Below are 17,729 nucleotides of genomic sequence, written 5' to 3' on the forward strand. Positions count from 1 at the left end.
GTGTACCATGCAAAAGAGATCAAGCGGGATACTGATGCACATATCAAGCCTTCCCGGAAGATACGGGATAGGGGATTTCGGAAGGGAAGCCTACCGGTTCGTCGATTTCCTTGTGGAGAGCGGCCAGGGCAACTGGCAGATACTTCCGCTGGGCGTCACAGGGTACGGGGATTCACCCTACCAGAACTTTTCAGCGTTTGCCGGCAACCCTTACTTCATTGACCTTGATGAGTTCCTGACGAAGGGCTACCTTTCAGAAAAGGACATCGCAAAGGAAGACCTGGGGAGCGACCCTCTGTCAGTTGACTACGGAAAGCTGCATGAAGGGAAGAACCGTTTGCTCAGGAAGGCATACATGAACTCGGCTGGGGTCCTTAAGGGTGAACTTGAAGGCTTTCTTGAGGATCAGGGAGAATGGCTCGCGGACTATGCGCTGTTCATGGCCATAAAGTCGGTGAACGGAGGGAAATCATGGTTTGGCTGGGATGAGGATCTGCGGGACTTCACATCCAGGAAGGTCCGGGAATTCGAAAAGGACAATAAAGAGGAAATATACTTCCATGTGTTCCTCCAGTATTTCTTCTTCAGGCAGTGGAAGGCGCTTAAGGCGTATGCAAACAACCACGGCGTAAGGATAATAGGTGACATACCGATATACGTTGCAGAGGACAGCTCAGACCTTTGGGCGAACCCAAGGTTCTTCAACCTTGACAAGAAGCTGAACCCGAAGACTGTGGCAGGATGCCCTCCGGATGCCTTTTCAGCTACAGGACAGCTCTGGGGCAATCCGATATATGACTGGGATGCCATGGAGAAGGAAGGCTACAGCTTCTGGATCGAAAGGATAAGGGCAAGCCTTGACCTCTACGATTCAGTGAGGATCGACCATTTCAGGGGCTTTGAGGCATACTGGGAGATCAGGTACGGAAGCCTTGACGCTGTAAAGGGCGAATGGACCAAGGGCCCCGGAATGAAGCTTTTCAGGAAGATAAAGGAAGAGCTTGGAGAAATGGATATCATAGCGGAAGACCTGGGCTTCCTCACCGAGGAGGTGTTCCAGCTCATAAGGGATACCGGATTCCCCGGCATGAAGGTGCTCCAGTTCGCATTCGATTCACGTGAATCCAACGACTACCTGCCGCACACCTATGACAAGAACTGCGTGGTGTACACAGGCACCCATGACAATGAGACCACCGCGGAATGGATGGATACCGTAAAGAGGGATGATTTCAGCCAGGCTGTAAGGTACCTGAAGCTCAACTACGACGAAGGCCTCATATGGGGCTTCATACGTGGGGCATGGTCAAGCGTTGCGAACCTTGCCATAGCGCCGATGCAGGATTTCCTCTGCCTCGGCAAGGAGGCAAGGATGAACAAGCCTTCGACTATCGGAGGAAACTGGACCTGGAGAGTAGACAAGGATGAAATGAACAGCTGCCTTTCAAGGAAGATCAGGGAGCTGACTAAAAGATACGGGAGATAGAGATGTTTGACAAAAAAAGACTTAAAGAGAGAATGAACGCCCATGCAGCAGTGTCCTTCGGAAGGACACCGGAGGAACTGGACACAAAGGAGAGCCATATCGCCTTTTCCAAGGCGATAATGGAAGAGGTTGTCCCGCTTTGGACAGCCACAAAGAAAAGGCAGGAGGGAAAAAAGAAGGCCTGCTACCTTTCAGCGGAGTTCCTTATGGGCAGGGCTCTCGGAAACAACCTGATGAACCTGGGCATAGATGATGAAGCAAGGGAAGTCCTTGGAAATCTGGGGATGAACCTCAATGACATCGAGGAGGCCGAGGAGGATGCAGGACTCGGCAACGGAGGACTTGGAAGGCTTGCAGCCTGCTTCCTTGACTCGGGTGCAAGCCTTGGTTATCCTCTGGACGGCTATGGCATCAGGTATGAATATGGCATCTTCAAGCAGTCGATAATTGACGGTGCACAGGTAGAGGAAGGTGACAACTGGCTGGAATACGGTGACCCATGGTCGGTGAGAAGGCTTGACGAAGCAGTCAAGGTAACATTCTTTGACGGTCCTGTCCTTGCGGTACCCTATGACACGCCTGTCATAGGGTACGGAGGAAAGACTGTGAACACCTTAAGGCTCTGGAAGGCTGAGGCAGTGAGGCCATTTGGATTCAAGGAGTTCAATGACGAGGACTACGAAGGCTCAGTAAGGGAGAAGAACAATGCGGAGACGATAACCAGGGTGCTTTATCCGAATGACTGCACAGACAGGGGTAAGCTTCTGCGGCTCAGGCAGCAGTATTTCTTCGTTTCAGCATCGCTGCAGGACCTTGTGGCGAAGCATATTGCAAAGGGACTTGACCTCAGGGCGTTTCCTGAACACCATGCGATACAGCTGAACGACACCCATCCAGCAGTTGCTGTTCCTGAGCTCATGAGGCTCCTTACCGAGGAGCATGGCATGGACTGGGACGAAGCCTTTGACATCACGAGGCGGTCGCTTGCCTACACGAACCACACGATCCTTGCGGAAGCGCTGGAGCAGTGGCCTGTGAGGCTCTACAGGAAGCTTCTTCCGGGCATCTACGAGATAATAAGGAAGATAGACAGAAGCCTCCAGTCTGACCTGAGGTCAATGGGGATAAGAGGAAAGGCACAGGACAGGTACAGGATAATCCATGGCGGAAGCGTAAAGATGGCATGGCTTTCCATATACGGGACCCATTCCACGAACGGAGTGGCGGAGCTCCATACAGACCTCCTGAAGGAAACAGAGCTAAGGCACTGGTATGACATTTATCCTGAAAGGTTCAACAACAAGACCAACGGCATAACCCAGAGAAGGTGGCTGAAGATGTCAAATCCGGAGCTGTCGGGACTTGTGACTGAGCTTCTTGGAACTGACGGCTGGATAACTGACCTTGACCTGCTTGAGGGACTCAGGGACCATGCTGATGACGAAGATGTGCTTCTGAGGCTTAATTCAATAAAGAGGATGAAGAAGGTTCAGCTTGCTGAGCATATAAGGAAGGTGGAGGGGATAGAGATAGACCCTGACTCGATATTCGACATCCAGATAAAGAGGCTCCATGAGTACAAGAGGCAGCTTCTGAACGCATTCCACATCCTCGACCTTTACTACAGGATCAAGGAAGGGAATGGCGAAGGGATCGCACCAAGGACGTTCATATTCGGGGCAAAGGCCGCTCCGGGATACAAGAGGGCAAAAGGCATAATAAAGTACATAAATGAGATAGCGAACCTTGTAAACAGCGACCCTGAAACAAAGGACAGGCTGAAGGTTGTATTCGTCACGAACTACAGGGTATCCTATGCTGAAAAGCTGTTCCCGGCAGCAGACATCTCCGAGCAGATATCAACAGCGGGAAAGGAAGCTTCGGGAACAGGCAACATGAAGTTCATGCTGAACGGCGCACCGACGATCGGCACTCTGGACGGAGCAAACATCGAGATTGTCGAGGAAGCCGGTGAGGAGAACAGCTTCATATTCGGGCTGAAGGTCGATGAGATCGAAGCCATGAAGGAAAGCTATGATCCGCATGTGCCATACATGGAGATACCAGGACTTAAAAGGGTGGTGGATTCGCTTGTAGACGGTACCTTCGACGACGGAGGCACAGGAGCCTTCAGGGAGCTCCATGATTCGCTGCTTAAGGGTGCCAGCTGGCACAGACCCGACAACTACTTCATCCTGGCTGACTTCGCATCCTACAGGGAAGCGCAGGAGGCTGTGGGGAAGGCTTACAAAGACAGGCTGGGATATGCCGTTAAGTGCCTGATGAACATCGCAGGAGCCGGAAAGTTCTCTTCTGACAGGACGATCAGGGAATATGCAGATGAAATCTGGAGCCTTGAAAATTGATTTTTTTGCAGTAGATTCCACGGTTACGTATCACTTTGTTAATGCAAGGGCTTGCATTGATTATTTTGTCAAAAATGCTGATTTTATGCAAAAAACCTTGATTATACGGTTTCAGTACGGTATACTTTAGAAGTAAAGCGTTTTCATTATCGAAATTGTGCAAACGCGTGCATGAATCCTGAGAGATTTTTGCACGCGTTGCATAAGGGACATCCAGTAAACGTATTCGATTGACACCAGTTTCAAAATCAAAAACTGCCTCAGGGCAGAATCATTCTAGGAGGATGGAAAATGAAGAAAATTGTAAGTCTGGTCGTAGCTTCAATGCTCGCACTTTCAGTCGCAGCCTGCGGACAGAAGACCCCGACGACACCAACCGCCGCTCCTACTACTCCTGACAAGGGACTTAAGGGCACGATCTCAGTACAGGCTGAGGAAGGATGGAAATCCTACTACGAAGCCGCAATAGCAAGGTTCAAGGCAACCAATCCTGATGCGGTAGTGAACCTTATTGTAAAGCCTTCCTTTGAACATCTCGATGCGATTGACAAGACTGACGTCACAAACAAGGATGTAGCTGACGTATTCGCGATCCCTGCTGACAGGATATACGGACTTTCAAAGAACGAGGCTTTAGCGCCTATCGATGCGAAGGCCATAGCTGACAAGGTCGGCGGATTCGCAGACTATGACAAGGGACTTGGCGGAAACTTCAAGATCGAAGGAGACTACCTGGCATTCCCGATGAACATCGAGACACTCATAGCATTCATAAACACAAAGAATGCTGCAGCTGCGAATGTTGACACAAAGGCAATCGAGATCTCGGACTCGAAGGTTGGAGAAGTCCTGATACCTGCATTCAATGCATGGTATGGAGTTGCTCTCCTTAACTCAGCTGACATCGAGCTCCTTGGAAAGGACGCTTCAGGAAAGCTCTTCTCTGACATGACCAAGGAATGGAAAGACCTTGGAGCAGACAAGCAGGCGGTCATCACTGAGATCTACAACTACTGGAAGACATACACTTCAGGCGGAGCTTCAGTAATGTGGGACAAGGATGCGGCATGGGGCCACATGGACACTGAATTCACAACTGGCGGAAAGGCCATAGCAAGAATTGAAGGTCCATGGGATACAAGCAAGCTTTCGAAACTCGCTGCAGAGGGAGCTGACCTCAAGATAGCTCCGATAGGAACAGTTACACTGAACGGCAAGCCGCTCACCCACTGGAAAGGCGGATGGGGACTCGCGGTCAACGCAAGGAACGATGGAAACGCAGACCAGATGGCTCTTGCTGAAGCTTTCATAGCTGAGCTCATGAACCCCAAGTATGCTGTTGACTTCTTCAAGGCTACCGGAAAGATCATGGAGAACGTACCTGCGGCAACATATTCAGCTTCAGACCTCTCCGCAACAGACAAGCTTGTAATAGAGAACGTTCTGGCATCCTACGCTGATGCACCTGCAAGACCTCTCTTCACAGAGTGGGGGCAAGTTTGGGATACATGGCAGAACTCGCTTCTTTCATGGTCGGCTGTAAAGCCTGCTAACGCTGAAGCAGCTTACAAGGAAATCAAGGCTGCATTCGACGCCATGATGCTCAACTTCTAAAAATAGGAACTTTATAGGAAAAGAGAGGCCAAGGCCTTTCTTTTCCCATATAAGAAAGGAATTTCCGATGGAAAACACCGTCAAACTACCGACAAAGAACCTGTATGCCATTATCCTGGCATCAGGCTTCATAATATTCTTTTCATCACTTGAGGCTATCATGGCAGCGAAGGATATAGGTCTGTACAATGCCTGGGCGATGAACTCCGGTACAGAAGCTGACCTTGGCCTCTACATATCAGCGGTCTTCATGACATATTTCCTGAAGATAATGATACCGGTCGCCTTGTCAGTATATGCGGCAGCATCACGCAGCTCCTTGGGGGTAAGCAGCCTCTTCGTGTTCATCTGGTCAGTCCTGGTTGCTGGTGGTGCAGCATATGCGTTTATCGGGAGGAACACGTCATCGGTTTTTTTCTATCTTGTAATGGCTGGCTATGCAATCCTGCTGCTAGCGGTATTGTCTGTATCAGACGCATACTCCGGCGGGAAATATAAGTAAAGGTGGGAATGTCTTGGCTAAATACAGCGAATTCGTATACGACTATATAGGCAACGCGTACGAGAGAAAAAACCTTTACCTCAGGGACGTGGCCCTGCTCCAGAAGAGGATCGGGGAAGCCGTTTCAGAAGAAAAGGCCGGATTGACGAAGACTCTTGCGGACCTCACATCCTCGAAGGAAAGTCATCCGTATAACGTCAGGCTTAGGGAGTTCAAGGAAAGGGAGAAGGGTTTCCTTAAGGCCCTTGAGGAAAGGACCAGGGTATTCACTTCATCCCTCCCTGCAGGACTCTCGAAGGAAGGTAAGGAGTTCAGGGTGGAGCTCGAAAGGGCGAAGCTTCAGAAGGGCTTCTACAAGGATTACACTGACCTCACGTATGACGCGAAGCTTAAGCTTGATGAGAGCAATGTGATCCTGAGACTCATGCCTGATATCATAGAGACGTCAGAAAGGCTAGAGAATGAGCTTTCTGAAGCCATTAGGCTCAAGGGGACCTTCAGCAGCGAGGATGAGAACAATGCGAAGCTTGACATTGACGACTATGTGATGCAGCAGAAGAAGTCAATGGAGACAGCGAAGAAAAGGCTTACCGACAAGAAGGCCAGCGGCCTCATATCATCCAAGGCACTCAAGAACGGTGTCCAGGAGCTCAGGAAGGAATACAGGAACAATGTAAGGGTCAAGTCATATGACTCACCTGGAAAAAGGAATGCTGAACTCATAAAGAGCAAGAGGTTCGAGCTCAAGGATTACCTAAAGGTGAGAAGAAGGATCGTCAACGCTGACATTGCGGATGCAAGGAGAAACAATCCTGTTGAAATCGAAAGGACCGCTCCACTGTACTCCTACCTGTCGGTTCCGATACCTGGTCTCGGGCAGCTGCTAAACGGACAGCTGGTAAAGGCCGGACTGTTCTTCCTTGCGACACTATTCACATACCTTATCGCCATACCATATGTCCTTGGATATGGAAACTACCAGGGCAACGGCATTGCAGGACTCATTACTTTAGCTGAAGGCGCAAGAAGGATAGACAAGTCGCTGATATTCATGATTGAAGGGATAATTGCGATTTTCCTCCTCATATTTGCGGTGGTACTGATATTCCTCAGCTTCCGTGACGCATTGGGTGTGGAGAAGGGTATGATAAGGGGTGTAAGGCCCGGAAACTGGTTCGAAACAAGGACAAAGGTCGGTGAAGAAGGCTTCCCGTACATGGTCTCACTGCCTGCACTCCTGGTAATCGTATTCATCGTACTCGTGCCCATTTCCACTGCGATACTCCTTTCCTTCACAGGGATGGACCCGCAGAACCAGTCCAAGTTCCCATGGGTGGGGATACAGAACTATGCTCTCATAGCGGGAGGCAGGGGACTTGCAGGAAAGGTGTTCTACAGCATATTCGGATGGACCGTGCTCTGGACGCTGCTTTCGACGACCCTCGCGATTTTCCTTGGATTCGCACTGGCGCTCATTGCCAATAATGAGAGGATAAGGGGAAAGGCGTTCTTCAGGATAGTATACCTGCTTCCATGGGCCGTACCTGCGTTCATAACCATAATGTTCTTCAGCATCATGTTCTCGCCTAACGGGATTCTGACAGACGTCATTGAATTCGTGTTCGGATCCAGGTTCGAGGTAAAGAACAATGCGATGCTCACAAGGACAGCGCTCATCATCATGCAGGGGTGGCTTGGAAGCTCATACATATTCCTGCTTTCAACGGGAGTGCTCCAGGCAATTCCTGAGGACCTCTACGAGGCAGCCCAGATCGACGGGGCAAGCGCATGGCAGAAGACGATGAAGATAACGGTACCTCTTGTCCTGTTCCAGACAGCTCCGCTCCTGGTCGGACAGTACACGTTCAACTTCAACAACTTCTCCATAATCTACCTCTTCAACGGAGGCGGACCGTTCAATCCTTCCGTTTACGGAAACCTTGCAGGGTCCACTGACATACTCATTTCATACATCTACAAGCTGACGATGGACAACCAGTACCAGTCAATAGGAGCGGCAATTACCATTGTCATATCCCTTGGACTCATGGTGTTCACGTTCTTCGGCTACAGGAATTCAAAGGCATTCAAGGAGGAGAGGCTATAATGGCAAAGAAGAAAAAAGAACTTTACCTTTCAGACAGGCAGCCTCTGAACCTTGGCGGAGTGATAATGCTCGTCCTTAGCTATGCGATACTCATATTCTGGGCCTTCGCCATACTCTGGCCACTGTCGCAGATGGTGATATCCGCATTCAACGGCAAGCAGTATGACTACCTGATATCGAACAGCGTATTCGAATTCTCAACGATACATTTTGACTACCTGTTCAAGGAGACGCTTTACCTCACCTGGGTCAAGAACACCATACTCATAGCGGTGACGACTGCAGTGCTCACGATACTCATAGTCTCATTCACGGGATATGCATACTCCAGGTTCAGGTTCAAGGGCAGGAAGCCGTCACTCATGGCCATAATGCTCATTCAGACCATACCTTCGTTCGCTGGAATCACAGCATACTTCACGATGTATTCCATACTCAATTCGATAACCCCCGTGTTCACCAGGCAGCTTATGCTGATCATGATCTACGTGGGCGGAGGAATAGCATCGAACACATTCATTCTCAAGGGCTACATCGATTCCATCTCAACAGAGCTGGATGACGCGGCTAAGATTGACGGATGCTCGAACATGCAGGTATACAGGCTTATAATCATGCCGATAGTAAGGCCTATGCTTGCGATAATCGCCCTGTGGTCGTTCATAGGACCGTTCATGGACTACCTGCTTCCAAGCGTGCTCCTTACAAGCCCCGAGTCATATACTCTTGCGGCAGGGCTGTTCACGCTCATAAACAACAGGGAGACGCTCAACCAGCCTGCATTTGCGGCTGGAGGGCTGCTGACGGCAATCCCGATAGTCATACTGTTCGCGGCGCTTCAGAAGCAGCTTGTGTCGGGTCTTGCAAAGGGCTCGGTCAAGGGCTAGAGATGAATGAGGAGGAATCATAGATGAAAGTCACTTTAAAGGACATAGGTAAGAAATACGAGGGCAGGGAGGAATTCACCCTGAGGAACATAAACCTTGAGATAGAGGACAAGGACTTCTGTGTCATACTCGGGCCCTCAGGCTGCGGAAAGACCACGCTCCTGAGGATGATAGCAGGACTCAACTCAATAACGGAGGGAGACCTCCTGTTCGGAGAGAAGAGGATGAACAAGGTTCCGTCAAAGGACAGGGACATAGCGATGGTCTTCCAGTCCTATGCGCTTTATCCCCACATGACAGTCTACGATAACATGGCATTCTCACTTAACATGAGAAGGGAGAGGAAGAGCGTAATAGACGAAAGGGTAAGGGAGGCTGCCGAGCTTCTGCAGATAACGAGCTATCTGCAGTCGAAGCCGTCTGATATTTCAGGAGGCCAGAGGCAGAGGGTGGCACTTGGCCGTGCCATGGTAAGGAAGCCTAAGGTTTTCCTCATGGATGAACCTCTGTCAAACCTCGATGCAAAGCTCAGGGAGCACATGAGGGTGGAGCTTGTCAGGCTTCACAAGTCACTTGGGACAACCTCCATTTATGTAACGCATGACCAGACCGAAGCCATGACAATGGCTACGAAGATAGTCCTCATGAACGAGGGGAAGATACAGCAGGACGGAAAGCCTGAAGAGTTCTACAACAGGCCCGCGAACATATTCGTGGCGAGGTTCATCGGGTCCCCTACCATGAACATATTCGAAGGCAAAATAGAAAACGGGAGATTCGTGTCCAATGACTCTTATATCAAGGCTGAGCCTAAGCCGGAGGACAAGGTGAAGGTTTCAGGATACGAGGGTAAGAGGGTTTCATTAGGCATAAGGGCGGAAAGGTTCAGGAGGGTCGAGAAGGAGCCGCTTGGGGACACGTTCGAATGCGAACTGGATGTCATGGAGATGCTCGGCAAGGAGAAGATCCTCTTCACGAAGCTTCCGAACGGACAGGATATTACAATTTCAGTTCCCGGATACCTTGATTATGTGCCGGGGAACAAGTACATGTTCGGGTTCGACCTGGACGCGCTGCACTTCTTTGACGCTGAAACAGGTCTGAGGATAAACTGATGCTTTTATTATCGGCGCATTCGGGTTACTATATCAGAGTGTGCAAATAAATTTTGAAGGGGGGGAAGGGGCTTGAAGAACGTCGTAAAAGTGACGGTAAATGATGTGGCAGAATTGGCTGGAGTATCTCCATCGACAGTTTCAAGAGTCATATCCAACAACCCCAAGATAAGCCAGGAAACCAGGGACAAGGTTCAGAAATGCATGGAGGAGCTCGGTTACTATCCAAACGCCATAGCAAGGTCTCTCGCAAGGAGCATGACAGGGACGATCGGTGTCATAATGCCTACGAGGAAGGAGGACCTGTTCCTCAATCCGTTCTTCCCGGAGGCTCTCAGGGGAATCGTGAAGGGCGCCTCGGCTGAGGGCTATGACCTGCTGCTTTCGACCAATACCGAGAAGAGCGGTGAGCTCACCGTCATCAAGAACTTCATAAGAGGCTCCAAGGTGGACGGGATAATACTCATGTCCAGCAAGGTCAGCGACGAGTGCGTGGATTACCTGAGGAGCGTGGATTTCCCGTTCGCCCTCATCGGTTCGACTTTCAGGTTCGACGAGAAGATAAACCACGTGGACAATGACAACTACATGGCCGCCTATGAGCTTACCAGGTACCTTTCCATGATCGGAAGGAAAAGGATAGCCATGATCGGCGGAGACGAGAGGCTTACTGTGACCCAGAAGAGGATCGAGGGCTACAGGAAGGCCCTTACCGAGAGCAACCTGCCTTTCGAGGACAGTCTGCTGTTCACAGGCAAGTTCGATGAAGAGACCGGCTACAAATATGGGTCAGAGATCGCAAAGATGATGCCAAGGCCGGATGCGCTGATCGTCACTGATGACCTTATTGCCTTCGGGGCAGTCAAGGTATTCAGGCTGATGAACATCTCGATCCCTGAGGACATTGCGGTGGCAAGCTTCAATAACAGCGTGCTTTCAAGGTACTCGGACACCCCCATAACCTCTGTTGACATCAACGCGACAGCGCTGGGTGAAGGCTCGGTGAAGGTTCTTGTTGAGGCGATAAAGGGAGTAAGGGGCAAGAAGATAATAATCCCATATACGATATACAAGAGACAGTCAACCGAAGGAAAGGCTCCTTAAAAGGAACGAATACACTCGAAGGGGCAGCTTAAGCGCTGCCCCTTCGTGCATACAGGAGGAAATATTGAACAGACACGCGATTCTACATTTTCCAGATATACCTTACGCGTATCCGGCAGGAAAGGATTCGCTTAGCCTCCGGCTCCGGGTCGCAAGGGGCGACAGGGCTGAGGTAAGGGTAAGATACAAGGACAGGTACGACTGGAAGGGAAAGTTCAGGGAGAAGGCGATGGCGCACTTTGCGGAGGACAGCCTGTTCGAATGGTTCGAATGCAAAATCAGCCTTCCAGGGAACAGATACAGGTATTATTTCGAGATAACTGACAGGAAAGGGGAGAGGCTCCTTCTTGACGAGAGAGGGCTTCAGGACACCGGGGAGAACATGGAAGCGGCCGCATTCCAGTACGCCTATATCGGTGAATCGGATGTCTACAGGGAAAGCGGCTGGCTCCAGAGGTCCGTCGCATACCAGATCTTCCCTGACAGGTTCGAAAATGGTGATGAGGGTAACGATCCTCCCGGCACGCTCAGGTGGGGCATGAAGCCAACGACAAAAAGCATGTTCGGCGGAGACCTTAAGGGGATAACAGGAAGGCTTGACCACATAAAGAAGCTTGGAGCCGACCTGATTTACATGACCCCCATATTCGCCTCTTCCTCAAACCACAAGTACAACACCAGGGACTACTATGAGGTCGACAAGAGCTTCGGAAGCCTTGAAGATGTCAGGGAGCTGATAGACAGGTGCCACAACCTTGGCATAAGGGTCATATTCGATGCTGTCTTCAACCATTCGGGAAGCGATTTCTTCGCCTTTTCCGATATCCTTGAGAAGCAGGAGGATTCAGGATATGCCAACTGGTACCATCTTGAGGGATTTCCGGTAAGCACGGACAAGGTAAACTACCATACCTTTGCGGACAACATACCTTCAATGCCGAAGTTCAACATCTCAAATCCCGCTGTCAGGGAATATCTTCTCGAGGTCGGGAAGTACTGGGTGAAGGAGATGGGGATCGACGGCTGGAGGCTCGACGTATGCGATGAGGTGGACCACAGCTTCTGGAAGGAATTCAGGAAGGCAGTGAAGTCGGTGAATCCGGATGCGGTGATAATAGGAGAGATCATGCACGAGGCGTCATCATTCCTCAAGGGTGACGAGCTTGATTCAATAATGAACTATCCCTTCAAGGGGGCTTGTGTAGACTTCTTTGCAAAGAGGGCCATAGACGCCGGGAGGTTCTCAGGGATACTCGCTTCATCGAGGGCAATGTACATGGAAGGGATAAACCATCAGATGTGGAACCTTCTCGGCAGCCACGACACCCAGCGGTTCCTTACTGAAGCCTTCGAGGACAAGAAAAGGCTCATGCTTGCCGCAGCCTTCCAGTTCCTCTACATCGGCGTGCCATACATCTATTATGGTGACGAGATAGGGATGTCCGGGGGCAAGGACCCGCTCTGCCGCGGCTGCATGGTATGGGATGAGGAAAGGCAGGACAGGGAGCTTTTAGGCTTCTTCAGGAAGCTGATATCGATCAGAAAGGGTAATCCGGCACTTGTCAGCGGTGACCTCAGGATGGAGCATGCAAGAGGAGGGCTTGTGGCGTTCTCAAGGAGCTATGGAGATGAAAGGATACTTGCAGTATTCAACAATTCGGATTCGAGAAGGACACTGAGGAAGGGTATCCCTTCGAAGGTTGCAGACCTGTATACGGGAGAAACAAGACAGATTACGGATGGAGTCACTATTGAGCCCATGGGCTTCCTTGCTCTAAGGGTACTGGAGGATTGAAGATGAGAAGACTAATAATGTCAGTTGCCTCTTTACTGGTCTCAGCTGTCATCCTCTCATCCTGCACAGGCAGCGGCAGGGTAGATACAGAAGGGATGGTGACAACATCCGAGGATTCATTTTCATGGGATGATGCCACTGTATATTTTGCGATAACAGACAGGTTCAAAAACGGTGATGAATCCAATGACAGCTCGTACGGCAGGCAGAAGGTTGATGAGATGGGCAGGGATATCGCAACCTTCCACGGCGGTGATATTAAAGGGGTCACCGAAAAGCTTGAGGAAGGCTACTTCAGGGACCTTGGGGTGGATGCCATATGGATAACGGCACCCTACGAGCAGATACACGGATATGTCAAGGGCACAAGCGATGAGTTCCAGCACTATCCCTTCCATGGCTACTATGCGCTTGACTGGACCATGATGGACAAGAACATGGGTACTGTGGAGGAGTTCAGGAAGTTCGTGGATACCGCACATTCGCAGGGCATAAGGATAGTGATGGATGTTGTCATGAACCACGTGGGGTACGCAGCTGATAAGGACATGGAGGAGTTCGGCTTCGGTGACGGAGCCTGGGACAGGTGGTGGGGAAGCTCGTGGGTCAGGTCTGACAAGGAAGGCTATGAGAAGGGCGGTTCTGATGACATAACCATGACCCTTGCAGGTCTTCCAGACATAAGGACCGAGGAAACCGGTGATGTCGGTCTTCCTCCGATACTTCTGACTAAATGGGCCAAGGAAGCTGAGGGTTTTGATGACTGGATCGTTCCTGAAGCAAAGAATTTGAGATCTGACCTTCACCTTTCACCGGCAGGTTACATCACAGAGTGGCTTACAGCCTGGATAAGGGAATTCGGGATAGACGGATTCAGGGTCGATACCGCAAAGCACGTTGAGCTTGAAAGGTGGACCGGGCTTTCGAAAAAGGCAGATGAGGCTCTGGAAGACTGGAGGGATAAGAATGCAGGTAAAAGCGGCTCTGACTGGGATGAAAGCTTCTGGATGAACGGAGAGGTATGGGGACATGGGGTCGTCAAGGACAGGTACTTCGAAGGCGGCTTCGATTCCTTGATCAACTTCACCTTCCAGGGTGAAAAGAAGAACGGGCCTGCATACGACATGGACACCATGGAGAGCGTATTCGGGAACTATGCGGATGCACTTAACGAGGATACTTCCTTCAACGTACTCTCCTATATTTCACAGCATGACACGTTCCTTTATGACAGGAAACGGCTCATCAATGGAAGCACCTACCTTATGCTGCTTCCCGGAGCTGTCATGGTATTCTACGGAGATGAGACAGCGAGGCCCATGGGAGACGGAGGGTCTGACTACACCCAGGGGACAAGGTCTGGAATGAACTGGGATTCAATTGATGAGGAGGTACTTCAGCACTACAGGAAAATTGCTTCCTTCAGGCACAGGAACATAGCTGTAGGCGCAGGTGACCACCTTATGTTGAAGGAGGAGCCATACACCTTCTCAAGGGTCTACTCAAAGGACGGGCTGGACAACAGGATCGTTGCTGTAATCGGAGCAAAAGGGAAGACCACGATCGACGTATCATCGGTGTTCGCTGACGGTGACACAATCCGTGATGCCTACTCAATGGAGGCGGTTGTTGTCAGGAAAGGCAAGGTCACATTCACTGCCGATGGGAAGGGGCTGATCCTTCTCGAGAAGCTTGTGAAGAAGTAAGAATTAGAACAGATCATTTGTCATGGCGCTTCGGTGATTCCGGAGCGCCTTCCTTATAACCGGAAAGGTGACCAGTCAAAAAAGGTTTTCCGTTTGTTCACCCATTGGTTTCAATGTGGAGATTAATTGGAGCTTTGGTTATTGTAGAATTTAGGTGCAGAATGAAAACGGAGGGATGACAATGGGATCAGGTGCTTTTTCAATCAGCCTTGCTGTAAAGGACATAAGGGCCTCAAAGGAGTTCTACGAGAAGCTTGGATTCACTGCGATGATGGGGGAAGAGGAACAGAACTGGCTCATCATGAAGAACGGTGATGCGGTGATCGGACTCTTCCAGGGCATGTTCGACAGGAACATAATGACCTTCAATCCTGGTTGGGACCAGGATGCGAAGGAAGTGGACCCGGTCAGGGACATAAGGGTGATCCAGGAGGAACTGAAGGAAAGAGGGATAGACTTACTGAGTGAGGTCCAGCCGGATACTGAAGGTCCGGGAAACTTCATGCTTTTGGATCCGGACGGGAACCAGATACTATTCGACCAGCACAGGTGATATAACGAATATTTGGTCCATTTGGGCCGGACAAGGAGGATAATATGGGAAGACCGGTACATTTTGAGATACATGCCGATGACATCGAAAGGGCGAAGAAGTTCTATGCTGAAGTCTTTGGATGGACATATGTGGACTACGGTGAGTTTACAGGGACCCCGTACTTCGGGGTGATAACCGGAGAAGAGGGAACGCCGGGGATAAACGGCGGGCTCATGGGCAGACAGGGCTCAAGTCCCCAAATGGGGCAGGGGGCCAATGCTTTCGTCTGCACCATGGAGGTTGATGACTACGACACAGTTGAGAAGAAGATACTTGAGAACGGCGGAACTGTTGCCATGCCGAAGTACGCACTCACAGGCATGGCCTGGCAGGGGTACTACATTGACACCGAGGGCAACGTATTCGGGATACACCATCCTGATGTCAACGCTAAGTGACCCATAAGTGAATCGAAGGAACCGCAGCTAAATCTGAGGTTCCTTTATTTTGCCGGAAAATACTGATGATCTGTCTGAGCTTCACGCACCGCATGAATGAGCCCTTTGAACATTTGCAGAAAGGTATGTCAGCCGTGATATTGAGCCAGAAAACAAAAAAGAAATGACTTAGTGTTCAGGCTAAAAACTTTACAATTCTATTATTGACAAGAAGCGGGAACAGACATACCATGTAGTTTAACGACGTTCAATACATTGTTCAACAAATATTGGGATATATAAACCTGGAGATAACCAGAAAGGGAAACGAAGGAGAAAATCATGGTAAGGAAGGATAAGGAAATCAAGGGGAAGATAATTGATGCGACGGTCGAGCTGATTAAGAAGCACGGAGACACTTCAATGATCACTGTCCGGGATATAGCGGCTGGTGCTGGTGTTGGGACCGGACTTATCAATTACCATTTTCAGACAAAAGACAATCTAATCAACCTGTGTACACTTGAGCTGATCCGAAGCTCGATTGAACAGCTGGGGACTGTGAACCAGAATACTGAGATGACGCCGGTCGAACAGATGAAAACCTTAGGTCGGGGAATAACCTCATTCATGGTGGTTAATCCCGGAGTTTCCAGGATTTCGATTACCAGGGATTTTGTCTCACCGGATGCATCTGATAACAGCGTCCAGGTTATGAGGATGCTATTTCCGATAGCAAGGGAAATATGCGGAAACGGCAAGTCGGACCAGGAAGTGAAGCTCCTGCTTCACATGCTTGTTTCCTCAATAGAGGCAGCCTTTTTGAGAAAGGATGTGATTAAGGAAGCCTATGGTATTGACCTGGAAGAACCGAAGCAGCGCGATATGCTGGTGGACCTTTGTGTTGACAGCCTGTTCTGAATAGCTGAAAAAAAGAAAGGGGTAAATAAGATGGTCGCCAAAAATCAGATAACCGAGGATAAAGTAACCGGGGAACAGTATGGGAGCCTGTATCTAATTGGAGGAATTGCCGCATTCATTGTCATTCTCGCGAGTCTCTCGGATATTGTGATAAGCATTATTCTAAGCAGCAGCCACTCTTTTATTCCTCAGTCTGCAATTGACCGTTTTGCCCAGTTTCATGGCAACAGCCTGATCGGTCTCTACTATCTTGACCTGTTGAACATGACCACTGCAATCATAATGATTCCTGCCTTCCTTGCACTTTGCGCGGCACATTTCCGGGAAAATCTGATCACGTCGGCATTCGCCATGGTCGTATTTTCCATAGGTACGGCTATATTTGTCGGAAATAACGTTGCTCTTCCAATGCTTGCCTTAAGCGGCAAATACTCAGCTGCCGCTTCAGATGCCGAGAGAAACCTCTTTGCTGCTGCCGGTGAAGCGCTGCTCGCACGAGGCGCTCATGGAAGCCCGGGTGCTTTTCCTGGATTCTTGCTGCCGGTAATAGCAAGCCTCATGATATCCCTGGTCATGCTGAAAGGAGGCGTCTTCAGCAAGGTCAACGCATATCTTGGGATAGCGGGTTCTGTTTTCTTCATGTTCTATTTCCTGCTGGTGACATTTGTGCCTGGTACTGAAAATCTTGCAATGGCAGTCGCCACACCAGGAGGACTGCTGACAATAGCCTGGATGACTCTATATGCAATAAGGCTGCTCAAACTGCGGATGGCCGTCAGGCAGGCTGGTTAGGGAAATGAAATAAGCCGAACTTTCTCATCATGAAAAAGTTCGGCTTATTTGTTGGTGCTGGCGACCGGACTTGAACCGGTACAGGAAATTACTCCTACAGGCTTCTGAGACCTGCGTGTCTGCCAATTTCACCACGTCAGCATGGTGCTCAGCTCTTCTTGCATCAAAGGGTTCTGTTGGTGCCGGTGGTCGGGCTCGAACCGACACGGTATCGCTACCACGGGATTTTGAGTCCCGCACGTCTGCCAATTCCATCACACCGGCAAGATGCTTTCTGAAGCTTACTTAATGATTCTAACAAAGGAAGTGGGAAAATTCAAGGATAAGTTTAAAAAAGTGTAAAAATGTGGAATGTGAAATGT

At 50.0% G+C, this 17,729-nt stretch carries 14 protein-coding genes and 2 tRNA genes; 14 read left to right on the forward strand and 2 right to left on the reverse strand.

Annotation, left to right across the window (positions count from 1 at the left end):
• Positions 1 to 7 precede the first annotated feature (7 nt).
• The 14 genes from malQ to T472_RS14770 all read left to right on the forward strand — a co-directional run bounded on the left by malQ (position 8) and on the right by T472_RS14770 (position 17,367).
• Positions 8 to 1,486, forward strand: a complete 1,479-nt coding sequence (gene malQ / locus T472_RS14705; protein WP_023388785.1) for a 4-alpha-glucanotransferase — start codon at positions 8 to 10, stop codon at positions 1,484 to 1,486.
• Between the two features lie 2 nt (positions 1,487 to 1,488).
• Entirely contained in the window at positions 1,489 to 3,852 is a 2,364-nt protein-coding gene (locus T472_RS14710; RefSeq protein WP_023388784.1) for a glycogen/starch/alpha-glucan phosphorylase, read from the forward strand.
• 291 nt (positions 3,853 to 4,143) lie between these two features.
• Positions 4,144 to 5,466: a sugar ABC transporter substrate-binding protein gene (locus T472_RS14715; protein WP_023388783.1), complete on the forward strand. Its 1,323-nt coding sequence runs from the start codon at positions 4,144 to 4,146 to the stop codon at positions 5,464 to 5,466.
• A 67-nt stretch (positions 5,467 to 5,533) separates the two neighbouring features.
• Positions 5,534 to 5,968: a hypothetical protein gene (locus T472_RS14720; protein WP_023388782.1), complete on the forward strand. Its 435-nt coding sequence runs from the start codon at positions 5,534 to 5,536 to the stop codon at positions 5,966 to 5,968.
• Between the two features lie 13 nt (positions 5,969 to 5,981).
• Positions 5,982 to 8,075, forward strand: coding sequence for an ABC transporter permease subunit (locus T472_RS14725; RefSeq protein ID WP_023388781.1), 2,094 nt, complete (start codon positions 5,982 to 5,984; stop codon positions 8,073 to 8,075).
• A complete protein-coding gene (locus T472_RS14730) occupies positions 8,075 to 8,962 on the forward strand; it encodes a sugar ABC transporter permease (RefSeq protein WP_023388780.1) in 888 nt (295 codons plus the stop codon). The genes T472_RS14725 and T472_RS14730 overlap by 1 nt, the downstream gene beginning before the upstream one ends.
• Positions 8,963 to 8,985: 23 nt before the next feature.
• Positions 8,986 to 10,077, forward strand: a complete 1,092-nt coding sequence (locus T472_RS14735) for an ABC transporter ATP-binding protein (RefSeq protein WP_023388779.1) — start codon at positions 8,986 to 8,988, stop codon at positions 10,075 to 10,077.
• Positions 10,078 to 10,149: 72 nt separating this feature from the next.
• Positions 10,150 to 11,181, forward strand: a complete 1,032-nt coding sequence (locus tag T472_RS14740) for a LacI family DNA-binding transcriptional regulator (RefSeq protein ID WP_023388778.1) — start codon at positions 10,150 to 10,152, stop codon at positions 11,179 to 11,181.
• Between the two features lie 64 nt (positions 11,182 to 11,245).
• The gene (locus tag T472_RS14745; protein WP_023388777.1) at positions 11,246 to 12,976 is read left to right on the forward strand and encodes a glycoside hydrolase family 13 protein; all 1,731 of its coding nucleotides are present in this window, start codon (positions 11,246 to 11,248) and stop codon (positions 12,974 to 12,976) included.
• A 2-nt stretch (positions 12,977 to 12,978) separates the two neighbouring features.
• Positions 12,979 to 14,682 (forward strand): alpha-amylase family glycosyl hydrolase, encoded by a 1,704-nt coding sequence (locus T472_RS14750; protein ID WP_023388776.1) that lies wholly within the window; start codon positions 12,979 to 12,981, stop codon positions 14,680 to 14,682.
• Positions 14,683 to 14,863: 181 nt separating this feature from the next.
• Complete coding sequence (locus T472_RS14755; RefSeq protein ID WP_023388775.1) at positions 14,864 to 15,235, forward strand: VOC family protein; 372 nt, start codon at positions 14,864 to 14,866, stop codon at positions 15,233 to 15,235.
• 44 nt (positions 15,236 to 15,279) lie between these two features.
• A complete protein-coding gene (locus tag T472_RS14760) occupies positions 15,280 to 15,675 on the forward strand; it encodes a VOC family protein (RefSeq protein WP_023388774.1) in 396 nt (131 codons plus the stop codon).
• A gap of 321 nt (positions 15,676 to 15,996) precedes the next feature.
• On the forward strand, positions 15,997 to 16,575 hold the full coding sequence (locus tag T472_RS14765; RefSeq protein WP_023388773.1) for a TetR/AcrR family transcriptional regulator: 579 nt from the start codon (positions 15,997 to 15,999) through the stop codon (positions 16,573 to 16,575).
• 30 nt (positions 16,576 to 16,605) lie between these two features.
• Entirely contained in the window at positions 16,606 to 17,367 is a 762-nt protein-coding gene (locus T472_RS14770; protein WP_023388772.1) for a DUF4386 family protein, read from the forward strand.
• A 52-nt stretch (positions 17,368 to 17,419) separates the two neighbouring features.
• On the opposite strand, the gene T472_RS14775 is transcribed toward T472_RS14770, so the two are convergent.
• A tRNA-Leu gene (locus tag T472_RS14775) sits at positions 17,420 to 17,508 on the reverse strand.
• Positions 17,509 to 17,544: 36 nt separating this feature from the next.
• Positions 17,545 to 17,631: transfer RNA gene (locus tag T472_RS14780), tRNA-Leu, on the reverse strand.
• Positions 17,632 to 17,729 lie beyond the last annotated feature (98 nt).

It is taken from the genome of Youngiibacter fragilis 232.1, assembly GCF_000495435.3.
In the GTDB taxonomy this organism is placed as follows: domain Bacteria; phylum Bacillota; class Clostridia; order Clostridiales; family Clostridiaceae; genus Youngiibacter; species Youngiibacter fragilis.

Coding starts and splice junctions, on each gene's coding strand:
- T472_RS14760 (WP_023388774.1), top strand. CDS start 15,280: ATGGGAAGACCGGTACATTTTGAGATACATGCCGATGACATCGAAAGG.
- malQ (WP_023388785.1), top strand. CDS start 8: ATGCAAAAGAGATCAAGCGGGATACTGATGCACATATCAAGCCTTCCC.
- T472_RS14755 (WP_023388775.1), top strand. CDS start 14,864: ATGGGATCAGGTGCTTTTTCAATCAGCCTTGCTGTAAAGGACATAAGG.
- T472_RS14735 (WP_023388779.1), top strand. CDS start 8,986: ATGAAAGTCACTTTAAAGGACATAGGTAAGAAATACGAGGGCAGGGAG.
- T472_RS14720 (WP_023388782.1), top strand. CDS start 5,534: ATGGAAAACACCGTCAAACTACCGACAAAGAACCTGTATGCCATTATC.
- T472_RS14750 (WP_023388776.1), top strand. CDS start 12,979: ATGAGAAGACTAATAATGTCAGTTGCCTCTTTACTGGTCTCAGCTGTC.
- T472_RS14710 (WP_023388784.1), top strand. CDS start 1,489: ATGTTTGACAAAAAAAGACTTAAAGAGAGAATGAACGCCCATGCAGCA.
- T472_RS14730 (WP_023388780.1), top strand. CDS start 8,075: ATGGCAAAGAAGAAAAAAGAACTTTACCTTTCAGACAGGCAGCCTCTG.
- T472_RS14765 (WP_023388773.1), top strand. CDS start 15,997: ATGGTAAGGAAGGATAAGGAAATCAAGGGGAAGATAATTGATGCGACG.
- T472_RS14715 (WP_023388783.1), top strand. CDS start 4,144: ATGAAGAAAATTGTAAGTCTGGTCGTAGCTTCAATGCTCGCACTTTCA.
- T472_RS14770 (WP_023388772.1), top strand. CDS start 16,606: ATGGTCGCCAAAAATCAGATAACCGAGGATAAAGTAACCGGGGAACAG.